13 protein-coding genes and 2 tRNA genes are annotated in these 15,410 nt (G+C 66.9%); 7 read left to right on the top strand and 8 right to left on the bottom strand.

The genetic code is table 11. From position 1 onward, the window contains the following. Positions 1-15: 15 nt before the first annotated feature. The 4 genes from FK268_RS18540 to FK268_RS18525 form a co-directional block, all read right to left on the bottom strand. Positions 16-1,389, bottom strand: a complete 1,374-nt coding sequence (locus FK268_RS18540; protein ID WP_146436744.1) for a CitMHS family transporter — start codon at positions 1,387-1,389, stop codon at positions 16-18. 135 nt (positions 1,390-1,524) lie between these two features. After that, complete coding sequence (locus tag FK268_RS18535; protein ID WP_146436742.1) at positions 1,525-3,219, bottom strand: cytochrome c biogenesis protein CcdA; 1,695 nt, start codon at positions 3,217-3,219, stop codon at positions 1,525-1,527. Between the two features lies 1 nt (position 3,220). Further along, entirely contained in the window at positions 3,221-3,487 is a 267-nt protein-coding gene (locus FK268_RS18530; protein ID WP_146436741.1) for a hypothetical protein, read from the bottom strand. A gap of 88 nt (positions 3,488-3,575) precedes the next feature. Further along, positions 3,576-3,649, bottom strand: a tRNA-Arg gene (locus FK268_RS18525). Between the two features lie 109 nt (positions 3,650-3,758). Here FK268_RS18525 and FK268_RS18520 point away from each other — a divergent pair. Together FK268_RS18520 and FK268_RS18515 are read left to right on the top strand one after the other, a co-directional pair. After that, complete coding sequence (locus tag FK268_RS18520) at positions 3,759-4,319, top strand: PadR family transcriptional regulator (RefSeq protein ID WP_146436739.1); 561 nt, start codon at positions 3,759-3,761, stop codon at positions 4,317-4,319. Between the two features lie 9 nt (positions 4,320-4,328). Next, positions 4,329-6,359, top strand: coding sequence for an NADPH-dependent 2,4-dienoyl-CoA reductase (locus FK268_RS18515; protein ID WP_146436737.1), 2,031 nt, complete (start codon positions 4,329-4,331; stop codon positions 6,357-6,359). 3 nt (positions 6,360-6,362) lie between these two features. Here FK268_RS18515 and FK268_RS18510 read toward each other — a convergent pair whose 3' ends face one another. Both FK268_RS18510 and FK268_RS18505 read right to left on the bottom strand, forming a co-directional pair. Next, positions 6,363-6,761 (bottom strand): PPOX class F420-dependent oxidoreductase, encoded by a 399-nt coding sequence (locus FK268_RS18510; RefSeq protein WP_146436735.1) that lies wholly within the window; start codon positions 6,759-6,761, stop codon positions 6,363-6,365. Further along, entirely contained in the window at positions 6,758-7,216 is a 459-nt protein-coding gene (locus FK268_RS18505; RefSeq protein ID WP_146436813.1) for a DoxX family protein, read from the bottom strand. The genes FK268_RS18510 and FK268_RS18505 overlap by 4 nt, the downstream gene beginning before the upstream one ends. Before the next feature lie 188 nt (positions 7,217-7,404). Between FK268_RS18505 and cmrA the strand changes: the two genes are divergently transcribed. After that, the gene (gene cmrA / locus FK268_RS18500; RefSeq protein ID WP_146436734.1) at positions 7,405-8,211 is read left to right on the top strand and encodes a mycolate reductase; all 807 of its coding nucleotides are present in this window, start codon (positions 7,405-7,407) and stop codon (positions 8,209-8,211) included. Positions 8,212-8,301: 90 nt separating this feature from the next. Here cmrA and FK268_RS18495 read toward each other — a convergent pair whose 3' ends face one another. Further along, a complete protein-coding gene (locus FK268_RS18495; RefSeq protein WP_146436733.1) occupies positions 8,302-9,849 on the bottom strand; it encodes a helicase HerA-like domain-containing protein in 1,548 nt (515 codons plus the stop codon). 33 nt (positions 9,850-9,882) lie between these two features. Between FK268_RS18495 and orn the strand changes: the two genes are divergently transcribed. Together orn and FK268_RS18485 are read left to right on the top strand one after the other, a co-directional pair. Continuing rightward, positions 9,883-10,479 (top strand): oligoribonuclease, encoded by a 597-nt coding sequence (gene orn, locus FK268_RS18490; RefSeq protein ID WP_166443502.1) that lies wholly within the window; start codon positions 9,883-9,885, stop codon positions 10,477-10,479. A gap of 101 nt (positions 10,480-10,580) precedes the next feature. After that, positions 10,581-10,656, top strand: a tRNA-His gene (locus tag FK268_RS18485). 458 nt (positions 10,657-11,114) lie between these two features. Here the strand turns inward: FK268_RS18485 and FK268_RS18480 are convergent. Then, positions 11,115-11,453 carry a hypothetical protein gene (locus tag FK268_RS18480; RefSeq protein ID WP_146436732.1) on the bottom strand — a complete coding sequence of 113 codons (339 nt, stop codon included), beginning with the start codon at positions 11,451-11,453 and terminating at the stop codon, positions 11,115-11,117. Between the two features lie 455 nt (positions 11,454-11,908). Here FK268_RS18480 and FK268_RS18475 point away from each other — a divergent pair, with 455 nt between their 5' ends. Then, positions 11,909-14,347 (top strand): hypothetical protein, encoded by a 2,439-nt coding sequence (locus FK268_RS18475; protein ID WP_146436731.1) that lies wholly within the window; start codon positions 11,909-11,911, stop codon positions 14,345-14,347. Between the two features lie 48 nt (positions 14,348-14,395). Continuing rightward, positions 14,396-15,175, top strand: a complete 780-nt coding sequence (locus tag FK268_RS18470) for a hypothetical protein (protein WP_146436730.1) — start codon at positions 14,396-14,398, stop codon at positions 15,173-15,175. Positions 15,176-15,410: the final 235 nt, after the last annotated feature.

Here is a 15,410-nt window from a genome sequence, read left to right as displayed (position 1 = left end):
CGACTCACGCACCGCTCAGAACGGGATCTGGCCGACGAGGACGCCGACCACCAGCATGACGATCGAGACGACGACGGCGCGCCAGAGCACCTTCTTGTGATGATCGGCCAGGCCGACGCCGGCGAGCGCGACGAGCAGCAGGATGGCCGGGACCAGCGGGCTCTGCATGTGGAAGGGCTGGCCGGTGATCGAGGCCCTGGCCATCTCGGCGGCGCTGATGCCGTAGTGGCTCGCGGTCTCGGACAGCACGGGCAGGATGCCGAAGTAGAAGGCATCGTTGGACATCAGGAAGGTGAACGGGATCGACAGGACGCCGGTGATGACCGCGAGGTGCGGACCCATCGAGGACGGGATGATGCCGGTGACCCAGGCGGCGACCGAGTCCACCATGCCGGTCCCCTTGAAGACGCCGGTGAGAACCGCTGCGGCGAAGACCATCCCGACCACCGAGACGATCGACTTCGAGTGCCGCGTGATGGCCTCCTGCTGATCGGCGACCTTCGGGAAGTTCACGGCGAGCGCGATCGCGGCGGCGATCATGAACAGCACGGGGATCGGCAGCAGGTCCAGAGTGAGCACAGACAGCAGCGCAACAGTGAGAGCGGCGTTGAACCACAGCAGCTTCGGGTTGCCGTGCGCCCCGGTGACCGCGGTCAGGGCGCTGTCGCCGGTACCCCCGGTGGGCGGAACGGATGCATCCGCACCGTCGCCGCCCACGGTGCCGCCGGACCCGCCCGCACCGACACCGGAGAGGACACGCTCACGGATCACGATGCTGCCGAGACGCTTCCGCTCCATCAGACCCAGGTGCCACGCGAAGGCGAGGACCACGACCATGCCCGCGACCAGCGACGGGATCATGGGCACGAAGACCTCGGACGGCGAGATCTTCAGCGCGGCGGCCGCGCGGGCGGTGGGCCCGCCCCACGGCAGGATGTTCATCGTTCCGTTGGCGAGGCCCGCGACCACCGTGAGGACGACGGGGCTGACGCCCAGCTTGAGGTATAGCGGCAGCAGTGCGGAGGTGGTCACGATGAACGTGGTCGATCCGTCACCGTCGAGCGAGACGACTCCCGCCAGGACCGCCGTACCGAGCACCAGCTTGGCGGGATCCTCGCCGACCACCCGGACCACCGCACGGATGACCGGATCGAAGAGTCCCACGTCGATCATCACCCCGAAGAAGATGATCGCGAAGAACAGCATCGCCGCTGTGGGGGCGAGGTCCTTGATGCCGTCGGTGATCATCTTGCCGATGCCGGTGCCCGCCCCGGCGAGCAGCCCGAAGATCACCGGGACGGCGATCAGCGCGACGATGGGGGTCGCGCGGCGCGTCATGATGACGACCATGAACGCCGCGACCATGGTCAGTCCCAAGACTGTCAGCATGGGGTTTCTCCTCGTGAATGAGTGATCGATGCAACACGGGGAGCATGGACGTGATCAGCCTCACAGCGCGTGCTTGTGCGTCTTAGTCGCACTTCTGCGCGTTTTGCGCGCTACCGCGCTCTCCTCGGGACCGGGTCACCCGAAGGTGAACGAGTAGGCCGTCAGCCCGGGACTCAGGCCGACGGTGACCGTCCCGGCTCCGGAGGCGGGACGGTCGACGACCGTGCGGATGTCCGGCGGACCGTCGACGGCGATCGTCCGGACGGTGCCACCGTCGGCGACGGTGAGCGTGCCCGTGCCGCCGACATCCAGGAAGACGCGCTGCGCCGTGTAGGCGAGCGTGAGAGCGGCGCCTTCGCCGGCGCGGATGTCCTCGGCACCGACGATCCAGGTGCCGTCGAGCGCGAACCTGTTCGGCTGCACCACATCCGGGCGGGTGAACGTGCGGGTGCCGGCCCCGTAGTCCCCGGTGCCGCCGTAGCCCTGTTGCTTGTCCGCGCCGAGGTAGAGCTCGGGCGTGCGGTCCGCGTTGCGCGGCGTGGCGTCGGGGACGTCGGTGGCGGGCGGCAGCGTCGCACCGGGTCGGGCCGCGAGCAGGAGCGAGCGAATGGCGCTCTCGGCCTTGTCGTAGTGGCCCTCGCCGAGTGTGACCAGCCGGATCGTGCCCGTGGCGTCCACGAGGTAGCCCGCAGGCCAGGCGACGTTGCGATAGGCCGCCCACGTCGCGGAACGATTGTCGACCGCGATCGGGAAGGTCAGCCCGAGTTTGCGCGCGCCGGCGGTGACGTTGTCGGTGTCGTGCTCGAAGGCGTATTCCGGCGTGTGCACCCCGATGACCTCGAAGCCGAGGTCGCGGTAGTTCTTCCACCACGCTTCGACATGCGGCAGGTCGCGCTGGCAGTTGATGCACGAGTACGCCCAGAAATCGATGAGGACCACCTTGCCGCGCAGGTCCGCCATGGTGCGCGGCGCCACCCCGAGCCACGGCCCGAGGCCCGAGAACTCCGGCGCGCGCCCGCAATCGGTGAGTTGCGCCGTGCCCGTGAACGCGGCCTGCTGGCACTGCTGCAGCGAGCCCGCACCCGTGACCTGCGGGGCAACGGCGGCGGCACCCAGCCGATCGCCGACGGCCTGCGTGTAGTCGGGGACGCGGCGCTGAATCAGATCGGTGACGTTCAGCGCGAGCGCGACGGCGAGCGCGATCACGAGCACGCCGCCGACCGCCCGGATGGTCCGCTGCCGACTCTGCAGTGCGCGGACCCGCTCGGCCAGGCGGTGTCCGGTGAGGGCGATGGCGAGCAGCGGGATCGCAGTGCCAACGGCGAACGACGCCGTGAGGATCAGCGTGCGTGGACCGATGGTGTCGGTGGCGCCGGCGAGCGCGATCGCGGCCAGGACCGGTCCGGCGCACGGCACGTACACCGCGCCGAGCGCGACACCCAGGGCGAAGGCGCCCGCGGCACCGTCACCGTGGAATCCCGGCACCCGCTGCGGGATCCGCACGAAGGGCCGCTCCACGAGGCGTTCCAGCGGCGGGAACAGCATGGCCGCGCCGAGCACCAACAGCGCCGTGATCCCGACCCAGCGGATCAGCCCGGTGGGCAGGTGCAGGAGCGCGAGGACGACGGTGCCGAACAGCGTGAAGAGGGAGAAGCTGAGCACCAGGCCCGCGACGATCACAACCGGGCGAGCCCGGGAGGCGCGGGCACCGTCGACCCCCGCGCCGGCACCGCCGAGCAGGACGACCGGCAGGACCGGGAGCACGCACGGCGAGACTCCCGCGAGGACGCCGCCGACGAGACCGACCAGCGGGAGCGCGAGCTCGCTCACGTCACCAGGTGGTCCCGTTCACTCCGGGGATCACACAGTGTCCCCACTTGTCGACCCGGCCGATGATCATCATGTCGTAGCCCGTGCAGTTCGAATTGATCGTCGCGCAGGTGTGAATGGTGGTGATCACCTTGTTCTCGCCCGGCTTGCCGCACTGGGAGCCGACCGGCGGTGGCGCGGGCGCCGGGTCCGCGACCGCCGTGCCGCCGCTGCCGAACAGGGCCACCGCACATGCCACCACCGCGAATGTTCGAATTGTCCGCTTCATCGAGCACCTCCTGTGAGGCCCCCACGTCCACCGTCGATCGTAACGCCGCGCAGCGCGCCGGCACCAGCCCCGATCTGCGGTTTTCTTGCGCCCCCGGCAGGAATCGAACCTGCGACCTAGAGATTAGAAGGCTCTTGCTCTATCCAACTGAGCTACGGAGGCAGTGGTGCGGCCGTCATCTTATCCGGAATCGGCTCCACCGCGGGCAATAGGCATCAAGGCGAAGTGCAACTAGTTGCATAGGGACGGAAGCGGCGGTAGCCTCAGCCCTGTGGCACTCGAACACGCGCTCCTGGTCTCCCTGAGCGAGCGATCGGGCACCGGGTACCAGCTCACCCGGCGCTTCGACCGCTCGATCGGGCACTGGTGGCGCGCCTCGCATCAGCAGATCTACAAGACGCTGGCGCGGATGACGGAGAACGGCCTCGTGACCTACGTCGAACAGGCGCAGGACGGCAAGCCGGACAAGAAGGTCTACTCGATCACCGACACGGGCCGCAAGACCCTGTCGGAGTGGATCCGCACCCCGGGCAAGGACGCGGCGGACCGCCGGGAGCTGGCCACCCGGATCCGCGGTGCTGCCCCCTCGGACCTGCCGGACCTCGTCACGGACATCCGGCGCGTCCGCGATCTCCACGCCGAGCGGGCCGCACTCTTCCGCACCTTCGAGAGCCGCGACTACCCCACCCCGTCCACCCTGACCGGCACGGAGTTGCAGCAGTACCTCGTACTGCGCGGCGGCGTGCTCTCGGAACAGGGCACCGTCGACTGGCTCGACGAAGTGCTCGCAGCCCTACCCAGCCCCGTCTCGAACCCCGATCAGCGGGATTAAGGATCAGCCATGTCAGCCAAGTACCCCCATCTGTTCGAGCCCCTCGACCTCGGGCACACGACGCTGAAGAACCGCGTCGTGATGGGCTCGATGCACACCGGCCTCGAGGACATGCCGTGGGACATCGGCAAGCTCGCGGCCTACTTCGCTGCGCGCGCGAAGGGCGGCGTCGGCCTCATCATCACCGGCGGTTACTCCCCCAACATCACCGGCTGGCTGCTGCCCGCAGGTGCGAAGATGTCCAGCCCCATCGACGCGATCCTGCACAAGCGCGTGACCGACGCGGTCCACAAGGAGGGCGGCAAGATCGCGATGCAGTTGCTCCACGCCGGCCGCTACTCGTACAACCCGCTCAGCGCCTCGGCCAGCGCGATCAAGGCGCCCATCAACCCGTTCAAGCCGCGCGCGATGTCGGGCTTCGAGGTCCGCAAGACCATCCGCGACTTCGGCAACGCCGCCCGCACCGCGCAGAAAGCCGGCTACGACGGCGTCGAGGTGATGGGCGGCGAGGGCTACCTGATCAACCAGTTCCTCGCGGCGCACACGAACAAGCGCACCGACGAGTGGGGCGGCTCCGCCGAGAACCGCCAGCGCTTCCCCGTGGAGATCGTCAAGGAGATCCGCAAGCGCTGCGGTGAGGACTTCATCGTGGTCTTCCGCCTGTCGATGGCGGATTTCGTCCCGGACGGCCAGACCCGCGACGAGATCCTCTCGCTCGCCCACAAGCTCGAGGACGCCGGCGTGGACATCCTCAACACCGACATCGGCTGGCACGAAGCCCGGGTGCCCACGATCGTGACCTCGGTGCCGCGCGCCGCCTTCGCCGCTTTCACCGCCGACGTCACGCGCGCCGTGAACATCCCCGTGTGCGCCGCGAACCGCATCAACATGCCCGCCACCGCTGAGGAGCTCCTCGAGCGCGGCGACGCCCAGTTGGTGCAGATCGCCCGCCCGCTGCTCGCCGATCCGGAGTGGGCCAACAAGGCCCGCGACGAGCGCGCCGAGGAGATCAACACCTGCATCGGCTGCAACCAGGCGTGCCTCGACCACGCCTTCGTGCACAAGAAGGTCTCCTGCCTCGTCAACCCGCGCGCGGGCCGCGAGACGGATCTCGTTCTCGCACCGACCCGTGCCGCGAAGCGCGTCGCCGTCGTCGGCGCCGGGCCCGCGGGCCTCTCCGCCGCGGTGAGCGCGGCCGAACGCGGCCACAAGGTGGACCTGTTCGAGGCCTCGGAGAAGATCGGCGGCCAGTTCGGCTACGCCGCGAAGATCCCCGGCAAGGAGGAGTTCAACGAGACCATCCGGTACTTCACCACGATGCTGGACCGGAACCAGGTGACCGTGCACCTGAACACACGCGCGGACGTCGACGCTCTGGCGGGCAAGTTCGACGAGGTGATCATCGCGACCGGCGTCGTGCCGCGCGTCCCGTCGTTCCCCGGCGTGGACCACCCGAAGGTCATCACGTACGCCGAGGCGATCAGCGGAGCCAAGGAGATCGGTGACACCGTCGCTATCATGGGCGCCGGTGGCATCGGCTTCGACGTGGCCGAGTTCGTGACTACCGACAAGTCCCCCACGCTGCACCTGGACGAATGGAACGCCGAGTGGGGCGTCACCCGCCAGGGCGACGTGCCCGGCTTCATCACCAAGCCGGCCCCTGCACCGTCGACCCGGTCCAAGGTGTACATGCTGCAGCGCAAGTCGACCCCTCAGGGCATCGGCCTCGGCAAGACCACCGGCTGGGTGCACCGAGCGACGGTCAAGATGAAGGGCGTGGAGCAGCTGGGGGGCGTCAACTACGAGAAGGTCGACGACGCCGGCCTGCACATCACCTTCGGCGAGGAGCGCAAGGACGCCCGCGTGCTCGACGTGGAGACGGTGATCCTGTGCACCGGACAGGAGTCGGTGCGCGACCTCGACGAGGCGCTCGCCGAGCGCGGCGTCAAGGCGCACGTCATCGGCGGCGCGGCGCTCGCCGCCGAGCTGGACGCCAAGCGCGCGATCCGGCAGGGCACCGAGATCGCGGCCGCGCTGTAGCGCCTACTTCAGGGCGTTGCCGCTGAACAGGGTGGGGCGGATCGCGATCCTGATGCGATCCGCCGCATCCGGCGGTACCACCGATCCCTGGCCGTAGCGCTCGGCGAGCCGGGTGTAGAGGGATCCCGTGGGGTCTGGCTCGACGCGGTCGAGCTCGCCCCGGATCTCCAGGTAGTTGTACGGGTTCCCCTCCGGCAGCAGGGAGATCGCGACGCGCGGCTCGTGCTGCAGGTTGCGGTACTTCTGCCGGTAGTCCGTGTGGGTGAACCAGATGAGTCCGTCCTCGAAGAGGAACCACATCGGGTTGACCTGCGGGCCACCGTCGGGGCGGACCGTCGCAAGGTCGACGACGACGGCCTGGTCGAGGAGTGCGCGGGCGGCTTCGGGGATGTCTGCGGTCATACCGCAGACTCTGCCGCATCCTTCTCGTCGGCGCGGTCCGATGGAGCCTTCGCCTCAGCCTGATCGCCGTCCCGGAGACGGCCGATCACGGCGTCGACGCTGATCGGTCCGGCGCCGGTGAAGGCGAACAGCAGTGGCACCCAGCAGTACAGGACCGACAGCTCACCGCCGTTCGCGAGCGGGGACAGCCCGTCGCCGGCGTGGAAGGCGAAGTACGCGTACGCCATCGAGCCCGAGGCGATGATCGCGGCGGGACGGGTGAGCGCGCCGACGGCGATGAGCAGGCCGCCCGCGAGCTGGATCGCGGCGCCCCACCAACTGGGCCAGGCGAAGACCTCCGGGCTCGACCGTCGGCCGTCGAGGAAGCCCCAGAAGGTTCCGGCGCCGTGAAGCGCGAACAGCACGCCCGTCACGATCCGGAGTGCGGACAGGTAGTACGGGGCCCAGCGGTTCATGTCTTCCACCTTCCGCAATGATATTGGCGAGGCTAACCTAACGTCAGAGCTCCGGGTGCGCCACTCGAAGCGCGTCTTCGCAGGTCCAGCGTGCGTGGAACCCCCGAGCGGCCGGTCCCGTATACCGGCCGTCACAGTGCGGAGTTCGCGATATCGGCTCGTCCGTGCCCTCCCGTACCATCTCCCCCATGCCAGTACCCGCACCCCATCAGTCCGCCCGCGCCGTCGTCACCGGCGGCTCCTCCGGCATCGGTGTCGCCCTCGCGACGGAGCTAGCCCGCCGTGGTCACTCGGTGATCCTCGTCGCGCGCAGCACCGGCCCCATGGAGGAACTGGCCGCGAAGCTGCGCGCCGAGTTCGGCGTCGAGGCCGAGGTCCGCGGCGTCGACCTGTCCGATCACGACGCCCGCGGTGTGCTCTGCAAGGAGCTCGCCTCGCGCGAGATCTCCATCCTCTGCAACAACGCCGGCACCGCGACCTTCGGCCGCGTCATCGACCTCGACTTCGACTACGAGCGCGCGCAGCTGGAGCTCAACGCGAACGCCGTGCACGATCTGACGCTGGCCGTGCTCCCCCAGATGGTGAAGCGCGGCAACGGCGGCATCATGATCACCGGCTCGGCGGCCGGCAACATGCCGATCCCGAACAACGCCACCTACGCGGCGTCGAAAGCCTTCGCCAACACCTTCTCCGAGTCGCTCCGCGGCGAGCTGAAGTCGACCGGCGTGCACGTCACGCTGCTCGCACCCGGTCCCGTGCGCACTGAGCTCCCCGACCCCGAGGACCGCTCCACGGTGGAGAAGGTCGTTCCCGAGTTCCTCTGGATCAACACCGAGTACACCGCCCGCGTCACCCTCGACGCGCTGGAGAAGAACAAGATGCGCGTCGTCCCCGGGCTGCTGTCCAAGGGCATGTCGATGGCGGGCCACTACACCCCGCGCGCGATCATGGCGCCCATCGTCGGGCAGATGTACAAGAAGCTCGCGGGCAACTGAGCCCTACGACAGGTCGCCCGCCGCTGCGGAGAACGCCGCTCGCCCCGTGGATGCACGGGGCGAGCGGCGTTTTCAGCGGTAGCCGAGACCTCAGCGGCGACGCCTGGTGCCGAAGATGCTGCGGGAGAGCTCCCTACCGGCGCTGGAGGCGGCCGAGCGGAGGAAGGACTTCACGGCGGGGTTGCTCATCACGTCCGAGACCCACGAGGACTCCTCCTCTTCCTTCTTCGGCGCCGGCGGGGGCGGCGGGGTCTGCTCGGCGGGAGCGTTCTCCTGCTGCGCCTGCTGCGCGTTGGCGGACAGCTTCTCGAAGGCCGAGAGGTTGTCGACGGTCTGCGAGTACTTACCCCACAGGGGCGACGCGTGCGCGGCCGAACGGATGGCATCGTCGCCGATCGCAGACATCAGCGAGCGCGGCGCGCGCAGCCGGGTCCACGCGACCGGGGTCGGCGCGCCCTTGTCGGAGAGCACGGTGACGATCGCCTCGCCGATACCGAGGCTGGTGAGCGCCTGGTCGAGCTTGTAGGCGGGCGAGGTCGGGTAGGTCTTGACCGTCTTCGACAGCGCGGCCTGATCCTCCGGCGTGAAGGCGCGCAGGGCGTGCTGGATGCGCGCGCCGAGCTGGCTGAGCACCGGATTCGGAATGTCGGTGGGCAGCTGCGAGCAGAAGAAGACACCCACGCCCTTCGAGCGGATCAGCTTGACGGTCTGCTCGACCTGATCCTTGAAGGCCTTACTGGCGTCGGCGAAGAGCAGGTGCGCCTCGTCGAAGATGAAGACCAGCTTCGGCTTGTCGAGGTCGCCCGCCTCCGGCAGGTACTGGAACAGGTCCGCGAGGACCCACATGAGGAAGGTCGAGAACAGAGCGGGTCGAGCAGCCTGGTCGCCGAGTTCGAAGAGCGTGACCACGCCCTGTCCGCCCGCGGTGCGCAACAGGTCGCCCATGTCGATCTCGGGCTCGCCGAAGAAGGTGTCACCACCCTCGGCCTCCAGGTTGACCAGCGCACGCAGGATCACGCCGGCGGTCTGCTTGCTGACGCCTCCGATGCCCTCGAGGTCGGCCTTGCCCTCGGCCGAGGTGAGGTACTGGATGACCGAGCGCAGGTCCTTGAGGTCGAGCAGCTCGAGCTGGTTCTGATCGGCCCAGTGGAAGATCAGGCCGAGCGTCGACTCCTGGGTGGCGTTGAGGCTCAGGACCTTCGACAGCAGGATCGGCCCGAACGAGGAGATGGTGGCGCGGATCGGCACGCCGATGCCGTTGGTGCCGAGCGAGACGAACTCCGTCGGGACGTTGGCAGGCTTCCAGTCGTCACCGGTGTCCGCCGCGCGTGCCGTGGTGCGGTCGCTCGTCTCGCCCTGCTTGGACAGCCCCGCCAAGTCGCCCTTGATATCGGCGAGGACGACGGGCACGCCGTTGGCCGACAGCTGCTCGACGATGAGCTGCAGCGTCTTCGTCTTACCGGTGCCGGTGGCGCCGGCGACGAGGCCGTGCCGGTTCATCATCGCCAGCGGAATCCGCACCTTCGCCGTGGGGTCGACGGTGCCGTCCACCAGCACGGTGCCGAGCTCCAGGGCGGGGCCCGAGAAGTCGTATCCGGCCGCGATCGTCTGCGCCGGGGAGTTCGCGTTGTCAGTCACGGTGCAAAGACTAGCTTGGATACGCTGAACCCCGTGGATGACAAACTCGTATGGGTCGATTGTGAGATGACCGGCCTCGATCTGACCTCCGACCGCCTCATCGAGATCGCCGCACTGGTGACCGACGGGGACCTCAACATCCTCGGCGAGGGCGTGGACCTGGTGATCCACGCGGACGACGCCGCGCTCGCCGCGATGCCGCCTGTCGTGCAGGAGATGCACGCCCGCTCGGGCCTGACCGAGGAGGTCCGCGCGTCGACGGTGACCGTGCGCGAGGCCGAAGAGGCCGTACTCGCCTACCTGCGCGAGCACATCGAGGCCGGCGCCGTCCCGCTCGCCGGCAACTCGATCGCGACGGATCGGCGATTCATCGCCAAGGAGATGCCGGAGCTCGACGGCTTCCTGCACTACCGCATGGTGGACGTCAGCTCGATCAAGGAGCTGTGCCGCCGCTGGTACCCGCGGATCTACTTCGGCCAGCCCGACAAGGGCCTCGCGCACCGCGCGCTCGCCGATATCCGCGAGTCGATCCGCGAGCTGAAGTACTACCGCAGCACCGCCTTCGTCCCCGCGCCCGGACCGACGACCGAGCAGATCACCGCGGCCGTGGAGGAACTCGGCCCCGCCTGAAGCCGCAGGTCGCCGCACTCGGCGAGGCGGAGGCGATACCGATTGGATTCCGCTGGAACCGTCGGGTAAAGTTCTCCGAGCCTGGCGATCCCAGGCACCTGGTGGGTGTAGTTCAGTTGGTAGAGCACCAGATTGTGATTCTGGCTGTCGCGGGTTCGAGTCCCGTCATCCACCCCACGCGGTGAAGGCCGGTCAACCAGCGCGAATGCTGGTTGACCGGCCTTCACTCGTTTCTGCGGTAGTTCGGCAGATTCGGGCCGCGCAGCCTTAGCGCATCCTTGTGCATGGTCTTCGGGTGTCCAATTTGATCGACCCCGGTAGGTGTTGGCGCACCTGAACCGGGGTCTGGACACGAACGGACTAGACCCGCTCATGCATGACACAACTGTATCTCGGGCACGCATGGCTGCCCGTCAATTCCTCGACGCTCTCGCGCTCGTGCTGGTCTCCTACGCCGCCCTGTACGCCCTCGCGGCTGTCGTCTGGGCGGTGTTCGTGTGAACCACCACTCCCCGCAGGTCATCAACCAGCACACCGAAGCCGCCGTATACACCCCCGGCTCGCCGCTGTGGTTCGCACCACGCCACGCCCTCACCCGCGGCCCGTGAGGCTAACCCCGACGACCTCACAGCCGCCTACAACGCCGCCCGATCGGCAGCAGCGGAACGCCAAGGCGACCTTGACCTACTGACACCTGAAGCATCGTTGAGCCGGGCTGGTCCGCGGTCACCTGGTGCAAACGAGCCGGATTCGAACTCACGGAATGCCACGGCGAAGCCGTTCCAGCCAGCAACGGCCTCCACGTAGGGGTTGACCGGGCAGGTTGGGAACGGTTCTTCCAGTTTCCTGCCGCTGACCTCAATGAAGTAATCGATGCGCTTACGACGCTTCGCCGTGCGCGGGATCTTGTCGCCTACCGCGGGTTCGAGACTGCCGACCTGCGCAAGTAGCCCCTGGAAAGCCCCGATGGTCACAGAGCCGGTTCGAGTCCGGTTCGGGGCGCAACGTCGCTCTAGGGGCAGTCCGACGGAAACCGACTGACCGGCACGTAGCTCAGTCTCACGCCGTGCCCGTGAGCCACCTGACCCGCGATTGATCAGCCCGGATCCGGTGCCATGATTCGACCTTGCCGGATTCCGGTGAGGGTACTTGTCGTGGCGTGATCGAATAGCGGCGTCTGGTCTTCGGGAAGTCTGGGGAGGGGGCACCTCGACACCGGCACCCCTGGGTGCACCGAAGTTCCTGAACCGGGCAGCCACTCTGATTGCAGACCGTGAACTCCGACTGTACCGTTCACCCTGGTTAGTGAACGAGACATACAACTCAGTGCATTCAGGAGGTTCCGGTGGCATCAAGGCCCCGCCACACCCGCGCAGCCCAGGCCTCCACGGCACCTCCTCCTTCGGACCGCGCCACCCGACTGCAGGGGTTGTTCCTGACCGTCATCGGCCTCGCTGGGATCGTCGGTGGCGTCCTGTTCTCCATCGAGGCGCCCCGGTTCACTCCCGTGCCGCTGGTGTTCTTGACCTTCTGGCTTGTGATGGTCATCGTCGGGCGGATCCTGTTCACCGGACTGGACAAGCTACGCCACTCCGGCGCGAACACGCCGACCAGCGAGCAGGCTCGGGCCGCTGCTGCAGTGGCGGGTATCGTGATCGCTGTCGGAATGATTGGCTTCACCGCCACCACCGCAGGAAGTGGCACCGCTGCGGCAGCGCCGTGCCCGGGCGGAGGCCCCGCCACCTGCGGGCCGACCGGACCGGACCTGACCTTCGCTCCCCCTACAGGGCAGGCCACAGCCCCCGGACAGCAGCCGGGCCAGCAGGGCGGCCAGGACAACAACGGCATCGCGACTTCCCCGGCTAAGGGGGGTGACAACGGCCCCGGTATCCAAGCTCAAACACCCGAGTTCGGAACCCCCGGCCAGCAGGCCCCGAACATCCCCGGCAACGAACAACCCGGCCAAGGCGGCGGCCAGCAGCAGGGACAGCAGCCGCAGGGCAACGGGCAGAGACAGCAGAACCAGAACCCGGCGGTGCAGACCACCGCACCCGGCGGGCCGCAGCAGACCGGACAGCAGCAGCCCGGCCAGCAGCCCCAGTCAGGGCAGCCCTCGACTGCCACGGTCACGGTCACCACGACCCAATCCGAATGCCCGATGCCTGGCGCCCCCGGAGCCAACGGCGGCGCTCCCGGTGCGCCCGGCGCAGACGGCAACGACAGCGGCGGCGTGGACAGCGACGACGAGAACAAGGACGGACCCTCTTCGTGGGCCTACCTCGTCGGTGAAGCGACAGGCATCATGGCAGGAGGCAGGACCCGACGGCGACCGACCCCGGGCGCTGTCGCCTCACAGCTATCCTCCGAAACTCTCACCGACACAACCGCCGTCACCAAGACCAGCAGCGAGTACTACAGCTCCGCGCAAATCAACCCGAGCCCATCCACCCCTGAGGCCTTCGAGCCGAACACAGCTGACGCCCCACCCGCACACCAACCGCAGCAACCTCCATCGACTGGATCCGGAAGCAGCGGAAGCGGCCCAAGCCCGTCCCCGAGCCCGAGCACATCAGGCGGGCAGGGCGAGTCGGTTGGATCCTCACCAGGGCGGGGTGTCGGCACCGGCAGTGGTAGCGGCTCCACACCGACTCCGATGCCCGGCAGTGCAGGCGACAGCATCACCCCGACCAACTTCGGCGGTCCCGACGGTGAGGGATACCCGCAGCCGGGCGGAGTCCCCGGGATCTTCTCGTTCCTGTGGCCACTCGTGAACGCCCTCGCGAAATTCTTTCAAGATATCTACAACCGTCTGATCAAACCATTTCTCGACTGGATCGCGGAAATCATTCGGAGCATCAACAAATACCTCATCGGCCTTCCCGGGCTGATCGCAATCCTTCCGGATATCCTTCGGAAGTATCTCGAAGGGATCGTCGGCCTCATTCGAGGACCCGAACGGGGAATGGCTCCGCCTACGACCGGAAACCCCGGCACCACCGCGCCCACCAGCCCCGGCGACGGGGAAGGTGGAGGCAACGGCGATGGGAACAAACCACCCAAGCCCACACCCCCGATCGTTCTACCTCCAGGACAGAACCCCGGAACTGATCTCCCGACGCCTGCAGACCCCGGCACACCCCTGCCCGGACAACCCCGGCCACCCATCACACCCAAACCCACCACACCACCCGACCCCGGAAAAATCCCCGCACCCGGCCGCATCGACCCCGAAACCGGCCTCCCCGTCATCCCCCAACAACCCCGACCCAGCACCACACCACAACCCGGCACAGGCTCCACACCCAGCGCCAGCAACGGCGGTCAGGCACCGAAGCCAAAGAAGCAACCCCCCGCTCCCACCAAACCGCCCCCCAAGCCCGGCAACGGAGGAGGCCCCGGCAAATGGGAGAGAACTAACGAGTCAGGCGGCGCAAACGCTGAACAGAACCGACCTTTCCAGGAAACGGTGACCGGCGTCGACGGCGCGTGGTCCTACGTAGTAAACGGCGTCAAATTCGACGGCTTCGAAATCCTCAAGGGGATACTCAAAGTCCTTGTCGATGCCAAGTTTGGCAGCAGCGGGTACGGTGCGCTACTAAAGCCCGACGGAACTCTAGTTGACGTCTCCTCTCCAAATACTCCGCCTTTCGTTAAGGGAATCTACGACTCTCTTGTTTCTGAGATTCAGCGCCAGATTGCGGCCGTCAACGCTCTTCCGAATCCGCAGAATTTTCCAATCTACTGGGTAGCAAATTCTCCCACGACCGCCGCCGCCCTTAAAGCAGTGCTCGATCAGGTACCGGAAGCGGCCGGTAGGATTACGGTAGTCACCGTTGACGTCTGGAACGCTCTAAAGGGAATTAAGTAACGAAATGAATGCTGCTGCCGCCGCCACCACAAAACAAGGAGTCGCCCCATGAGCTATCAGCGATGGAGGATTCATTGCGAATCCCCCGAAATCGGCTTCGACACGAAGGGAAGCTCCGATATACCTGAGCAACGAGCCCTCGAACTCGCACGATTTCTGTTTACTGTCGCCACCGGTTCTTATTGGTTCATAGGAGTCGGTTCCGAGACAACCTACGATACAACAGAGCTCCCAAACTCTCCAGACCTCGCGGCGGCGACACTGCTTGACCATTTCCAATCCCATCGCGACAGAGGAATAGTCCACCTTGAATGCCACGGCGACTACCAATGCGGCCTCATTTATAGCGACGGAATGTTGATCGTGAGCGACCTCTCTAACGTCGCGAACCCAGACGCAATCGCCGCGTCAGTAGTCGACTGGTATTCAAAAGCGCGAAATGCATGGCCAGTTACTTCATCCGCTGCCGTTAGTTTCGATCAAAGAGAAATACAACGATCCAGAGAACGAGCCCAGCTGTTTGCCGACATCGAGGTCAGTTCCCTCATGCGTGGCGAATTACCACCTCCCCGCCCTCAGCCCAACACGCTGTCAACGATCTCAACTATCGGATGGCTGAATACGCTTCGTGCGACAGACCTGACGTTTCCAGAGCTTCTCGCCGAAGGCGTTGATTGGACTCCTAACGAGAAATCAGAGTATGGCCTACTGCAGGTCGGATACGAGCCAGAGGACTTCACGTTCGAGATGGCCGAGTCAGTCCACCGCGCTTGTGGGAACCCGACGCTGGAAGAGATGCGAACGACATTGGCTATGCTTCAAACTTGACGAGAGCGAGGCGGTGGCCCAGCGATTCGCTGAGGCCGCCGCTACTATCGACTAGCGCCGTGATCGTAACCAATCAGATGCCCCATCCGCCGCGCAGCACGCCGATAGCCCATCAGAGCCGCCGGGGTCGCCCCGTACTTCTCCCACCAATCAGCAGGCCAGCGGACACCAGTCCGAGCACGCCCACGGGTTCGAGTCCCGTCATCCACCCCACGCGGTGAAGGCCGGTCGAGCA

Origin of the sequence: Tsukamurella sputi (genome assembly GCF_007858445.1) — a bacterium.
In the GTDB taxonomy this organism is placed as follows: domain Bacteria; phylum Actinomycetota; class Actinomycetes; order Mycobacteriales; family Mycobacteriaceae; genus Tsukamurella; species Tsukamurella sputi.
Note: the sequence above shows the minus strand (reverse complement) of the source record. Positions and strands in the feature narration are given on the sequence as shown.